This is a genomic window from Lunatimonas salinarum (assembly GCF_017811155.1).
GTDB lineage: Bacteria > Bacteroidota > Bacteroidia > Cytophagales > Cyclobacteriaceae > Lunatimonas > Lunatimonas salinarum.
Genome location: NZ_JACVCV010000039.1, coordinates 1 through 6,248, shown reverse-complemented (window position 1 = coordinate 6,248; position 6,248 = coordinate 1). Strand labels below are relative to the sequence as shown.

The following is a 6,248-nucleotide window of genomic DNA, read 5'->3' as shown; positions in this document are numbered from 1 at the left end:
TGGTGTGAGAGGCGCACCTCGCTAACCTAACGGTTGGCGGGGCCGTCTACTCGATTATGCCTTCGCCCTTCTTTTCTGTCGTGTTTGTTTGTTGTCATTTTGTGTCTGTCTTGGTGCGTTGGCTTGGTGGCTCTTTTGCAAAACTTGGCTTGCGGGTTGGCTTGAGCGGTTTTGCAAATGTGCCACCAAATGCGTTGGCATTATATTTTTTCAATTTTTGTTACTTTCCATTTGTCTCCAGCATAGATTGCTCTTGCGTTTACTCGACAATCATCTGTAATACTGTGTTTTTCTAAAAGATATTTTGGAACATAATAATCTCCGATAAAAGCAAAGTCTGGAATTGGTTTATTATTGATTATCAATTTTCCATTTTCGTCAAATGCGGAATCTTCAAGTTCATCATCTACGTCAAATTCGTAATCTGGGTAATTACCATTTTTAAATTTTACTTCCAACAATCCTTTAATGTCTTTTCGTAAGTTTGGATTTACTTCTTCTGTTGGCTCAATAGATAACATTTTCACTCGTAATTTCCTGTCCTTACCTGTTTTTGTAGCAAATGAAAGTTTGATAAAATCGCCTTCGCTTGGTCTAAGGTTAGTTTCTGTATATTTGACAATTCCTTGTAACTTAGAAGAAATCACAAAGTGAAATAATTGTTTTTGTTCGTTCACTCCGTCAACAAGAGCAATTTGAGTTTGGAATTTTGATATAACAGAACTTTTGTCAATTTTCTGTATTTGTCGCAATTCCGTTCTGCTTTCGTCTTTTACTTTTTTTGTGTAAATCTTTGCTCTTATAAAATCTCCAATTTGTAATTCACTTTTGATTTGAGGGAAAAAGACTTCTTTGTTATCTGTTGTAATTGCGTGAATGATGCTTTTTTCTCTGTTGATGTAATCAACAATAGCAAAAGTATCTTCTAAAATTTCCCAATGTTTTTTTTCTGTTTTCCCTGCAGTGAGTGGAATATACTTGTATTCTGTAATGACATTTTTTCCAATCCAGGAAAATCTATTTTCAACTTCTTTTTTTATTTCTTGCTTGTGAAGTTTGAACTTGAAAATCTGTCCTAACTCTGATTGTTTTAATACTTCAAAACGATTTTTCCTGATTGCAAACTCAATTGTTTTACCGTCTGTAAAAGTCAAACGGTCTTTTCCTTTATCGTCTTTCCATTTATCTGTTAAAACAACTTCTGTCCAATTAAAATCAGCATAAGCAAAGTTTTCAGCAAAGGGAATGTATTTTTTGTAAAGTTCCTGATTGTCTTTTAAATTTAATTTAACTGAATTCACTTTTTGTTGTAATTCATCAAAAAGTGAAGATAATTTCCAACCCTTTATTTCTCTATGTTTCTTATATGCATCAAGTTCAATAAACGCATTTTCAAATAGATTTTCGTCAATTAAGGTCTTTGCTAAATTCAAATGAATGTCGCCTAAGAAATCTTCGTTTTTTTCTAAAATTAATGCTTTAGACAGCATTCCGATTTTTAATGGATTATCGGTAACAATACATTCTGAAAACTCTTGCCAAACGTAATGTTTGTCAGCAAGTTCCAAAACAAGTTGCTTATATATTTTAATTGCCAATTCTAATTCATTGTTTTTAATGTGCAACAATGCTTTTTCTCTCAACAACCATTCATCATCGGGGAATAACTTGATTGCTTTTTCATAAGGCTGAATAAGCCAAGATAAACTCTGTTCAGATGTTTGAGTTTTCAGAACTTCAAAAGCCTTTTTAATTGCTTTTATTGCTAATGGTTTGTATGTGTGTTCTTCTTTTTTTGTTTCTTTCCAATCGTCAGTTCTTAAATTTTCTGGATTCCAATTTTTGAAAAAACTTAGAAAACGCCATTCGTCATTTTCTTTCATAAACCTTTCAGCAAGATTTAAAATTTCAGAATGCCATTTTGATTGTCCGTGTTTGGAATAGTTGTTATTGTATTGCTCAAACAAATTCCATAATTCGGAAAGTTTATTTTCCTTGTGAGCATTGAAAATATTCCAAAAAATAGTTTCTCTGAAAAAGTCTAAAACGATTTCTTTGCTTAGGTCAATTTTACTTAAAAATTCTTCAATATTTATTTCGGTGTTTGAATTTACAAACTCTCTGCAAATGCGTGAAATAAGCGAAGGAATATCTTTCCCGTCTTTATATCCATCGTGCAAATCTTCGTAACGAAGATTGACAGGATTCCACAATAGTAAAAAGTTGTAAAATTTAAAGTCGTTGTGCGATTTTGAATAGTTTAGAGCAAAATTTAAAATCATAGAATGAAGCATTGACGGTCTTTCATTCTTTAAGTTCATATAATCTCTCAAAAATGTCCGCACTTCAACAGATGAGAGATTACTTTCTTCGACTTTGATATATCTATAAATTACCCAACCATAAGATTCGTGATGTAATTCCGTAAGCCGATTTTGAGAAATAAGGTTTTTGAAAATTGCTAACGCTTCTTTATTGTTTCCGCTTTTGCTTAGGTCTTCTGCTTTTTGTACTTCCGAATAATTGATGTCAATTTTTGGACGAAGAAAGTTTTTTTGATTTTCAATTATTTCATCTTCATAACCCTGAAAATCTATCGTGTTTAGTTCTTTAAAGCAAACACTTGCTTGATTTAAGTTTTTATCTGCTATGTAATACTTACACAAATCTATGAGCACCCAAGCAAATGCTTTTTGAATCCATTCATCTGAACTATCTTCTAAATATAATTTTCTTGAAATATTTAGAGCGTTGTTTAATTTATGCAGTTTTTCAATTCCTGATAAATCCTTTGCTTCATTTCGTAGTTCAAATACCGTTTTAGAGTCCATAAACTATTGGCTTTATTTGTTCTAAAAGGGATTCTGATGATTTTTCTAAAACTTCAATTTTTGAAAAAAATCCTTTTGTGTGATTTTTTTCACTTGTACCATACCAAACTCTTAATGTCAAACTTTCTTTCTCGCAAGTTGCACGAAAAACATCTTGATTATTATGGCTTTGCATTAATTTCAGCGTAATGTTTTCATTCTTACATTTTTCAAACCAAGCAGTATAAATCTCTTGCCGAAAATCTTTCGGTAATTCTGGTTTATCATCTAATATTGAAATGACGCTTTGTTTTTGCTCAAAACAATCTTCAATACACGTTTTTACAATAATTTCATCTGCGCCATTAAGATTTTCAATGCGAATATTACCAACAGCAAAATTATCCTTTGAACCTTTGTTGTCAATATTTAAAATCAATTGTTTATTATCGCTTTGAGGAATAGAGTAAAATGCTTTTGTCAAGTATTCAGAATACTTTTTTGAGCTTTCAAGTAAATACCCATTTTGTTCCAGCACTTTTGAAATTTCACAAATAGTACCAACAACATTTTTGTTTTGAAGCGATTGAACTTTATCTGCAAATTTTATATCAACTTCGTAATTTTCAAAAATGAGGAATTGCTTTGGTTTTCTGGTAACTCCAATTAAAGAACTGTCTTCAAAAACACAATCCATAAAAGGATTTATTATCTGAGGCGAAGTGATATTGACTATTTTACCTGCTGTAATACCGCTATACAACCAACGGAAGTAACTATCGTTTGTGATTCCATCATTTTCTTTTCGGTGTCCTTTAATGATAATTTCGTTATAGGTCGAAGCGATGGCTTTATGAACTGTGATTGCCCAACCGTATTTAACAAAAACAGCATTTACAAATGGGTCAGAATCCTTTATTTGAAAAAATAGTTTCTTAGAATATTTTTTATAATACCCTGAAAGTAAACTCCTTGAATTTTTACTTGTTTCAACTTTTTCTTTCTTTTCTTTTGGTAAATTATAGTTCTTGACAAGTTTACTTATTGCTTCTTTTTCTACCTTTGAAAAACCGTTATATTGGCTATCTTGTAATAATTGTTTATATTCTTGGCTGTCTTCAAATTTTTGCTTCCGTTTTTCATCGTTAATTTTTGAATTTATAAAAACTCTAAAAGCAATTTGTTCTTCTTTAGTTAAATCATCTTCGCTACCAAAGTAATTATCCAAAATCCAAATATCAGTTTCTGGAGAACCCACCAAACTCAAGCATTTTACATTTATTTTGGTAAAAGATAAGACTATGGGATTTTGTGATTGACGAATTTTAATGGGTTCTTGCAGTGATTCTTTAACAGCAAGAACAGTTAAAAACATTCCATTTACAATTCGTCTCGGAATTTGGAATCCGCTTTCATCGGGAATAGAAACATTGTTGTTTACAATTAGCAAATCACCAATTCCCAAACTTTCTCCATTTTTCAGACATTGTTTTTTAATCCACTTGTTAGTTTTCAAGCAATCCTTTTTCGAATAGAATAAAACTGCATTATCTGGTTCCGCAGAAAATGGTTTAGAAAACCATAATAGTAAATTTTGAATTCTTTGGTTGTCGTCTTGTAAATCAATTAAAGTAGTTTCATCAAAACTGTAATTCAAATTATTAAAAAGCGATTTTTCAATGCTTGTTGCTAAATCTGTTCGCAACTTTTCTTTGCCATCTGAATATTTGTTGTCTATTGCTTTATGAAAGTGTTTGATTTTTTCTTTATTGTATAATTCAGACAAAGTTTCCAAGTTCAATGCGGAATCTTCGTCTTTTCCAAATGTCAAAGAATAAGGGTCACCAATAAATACAATTTTGCGGTCACTTTGAGGATTGAGAAATTTAATAGCATCTTCTAATAGTCTACCTGAACCAAACCTTAATAGCTCTGATTGACTTAAACTACGACTTATTAAATGTGCTTCGGCAACTACAATCAATGCTTTCTCGTCAATATCTTTGCTTGATTTTAAAGGAATAACTTCTAATAATTCTTCTTCTTGTTCTTCTTTGTCTGAATTTTCATTTTGCCCTTCAATATCTGACCCACCATAAATAATACTATAAATTCCTTCTGTCTCTATATTACTTCGTCTTTGGATTTTCTTACTTATTCTTGCAGAATGTGACCATTTCTCAATTTGGGGGATATTGTGATTCACTGCTTCGTTAGTAATAAAACGCAACCAAGAATCTCTATCATCAGAATTCATTGATTCTAAAACGAGAATTCCACCATTTTCTTGATTGAGAAAATCAACAATATTTTTTTCAACATCATTGTCAATTTCTGTTATCTGATTTTCAATGATTTGTTCAGGTATAGGAATTTCAATGTTTTTAATCCATTTTTCGGCAGGGAAAATGCTTTTGAAAATTTTTGCATTTTCTTCTTTATAAGAATTTTCACTTGCAAAGTCATAAAGGAAATTACCTAAGTCTGATTCTTGGATAAGTTTGTAATATGGTAGATTTCTTGGAATTTCATTATGAATTTCAATTGGCCCAGAAAAAATATTTGCAATACAAACTCTTGCGGGGTTTATCCCGTCAAAATATTTGTTTTTCTCAATCATTTCTCTAAAGGCATTGCGATAAGAAACCAATTGTCTAAATGGATTGATAAAATTCGCCCCTGCTTTTATTTCTAATCTACTTCTGTCCTTTGGACTTTCATTATGCCACTTTGATGAATGGAATTCATTTTCATTTGGTGGTAATTTGATTATTCCTTTATAATCCTTGAAATCAACCAGTATTAGTCCATTGTTATAATATAAAATGGCATCAGCACGAAAACGAGAATATGATTCATTGAATGGATTTCCAATCAATAAGCCATTATAACCAAACTTGTCAAAAGTTGCTTCAATTATATTAACAACTCTACGAAACTGTTCATTTTCGTGGGTATGTACCGTTCTGTTATTTAATATTTCAAGCATTGTCAAAGTCTAGTTGTTGTCGTGTGCGTTGGGGCAAAAGCAAATGTGCTGCATTGCGTTGGCTTTGAGTGTGAGGATGCAGCTCTTTTGATTTTGCTGAAGCGTTGGCATTTCGTCTTTCATTTTTCTGTTCGTTTATTGTCGGTCGTGTCGTCTTTTAGGGTGAGGCATAACGTTTTGCGGCTTGGCGTAGTGGCGGATTTTTAGCACAAAAGTTTAATCGAAGAACTGCACTTGAACCTACCACAAAACTGTCATACGAAGCACTGAACCCGCCATTACGCCAAACCGCTGTGTGTGCCCGGCATGGGCATCTGGTATCGAAGATACCATAATATTCCAGAGGGTGCAAGTCCCTTACGTGCGGGGGTAACGCCCCGAAGCGTTAGCAAGTCGCAAGGTGGTTTGCCGTGAGGCATGCACTGAAGGAAGCGAGACTGCAAACCCCG

At 32.4% G+C, this 6,248-nt stretch carries 2 protein-coding genes; both read right to left on the bottom strand.

Annotated elements, in window-relative coordinates:
- Window positions 1–200: 200 nt before the first annotated feature.
- Window positions 201–2,831 (bottom strand): DUF7017 domain-containing protein, encoded by a 2,631-nt coding sequence (locus IAQ59_RS21420; protein WP_209332902.1) that lies wholly within the window; start codon window positions 2,829–2,831, stop codon window positions 201–203.
- Entirely contained in the window at window positions 2,821–5,799 is a 2,979-nt protein-coding gene (locus tag IAQ59_RS21415) for a hypothetical protein (protein WP_209332901.1), read from the bottom strand. Before IAQ59_RS21415 ends, IAQ59_RS21420 begins: the two co-directional genes overlap by 11 nt.
- Between the last annotated feature and the right edge of the window lie 449 nt (window positions 5,800–6,248).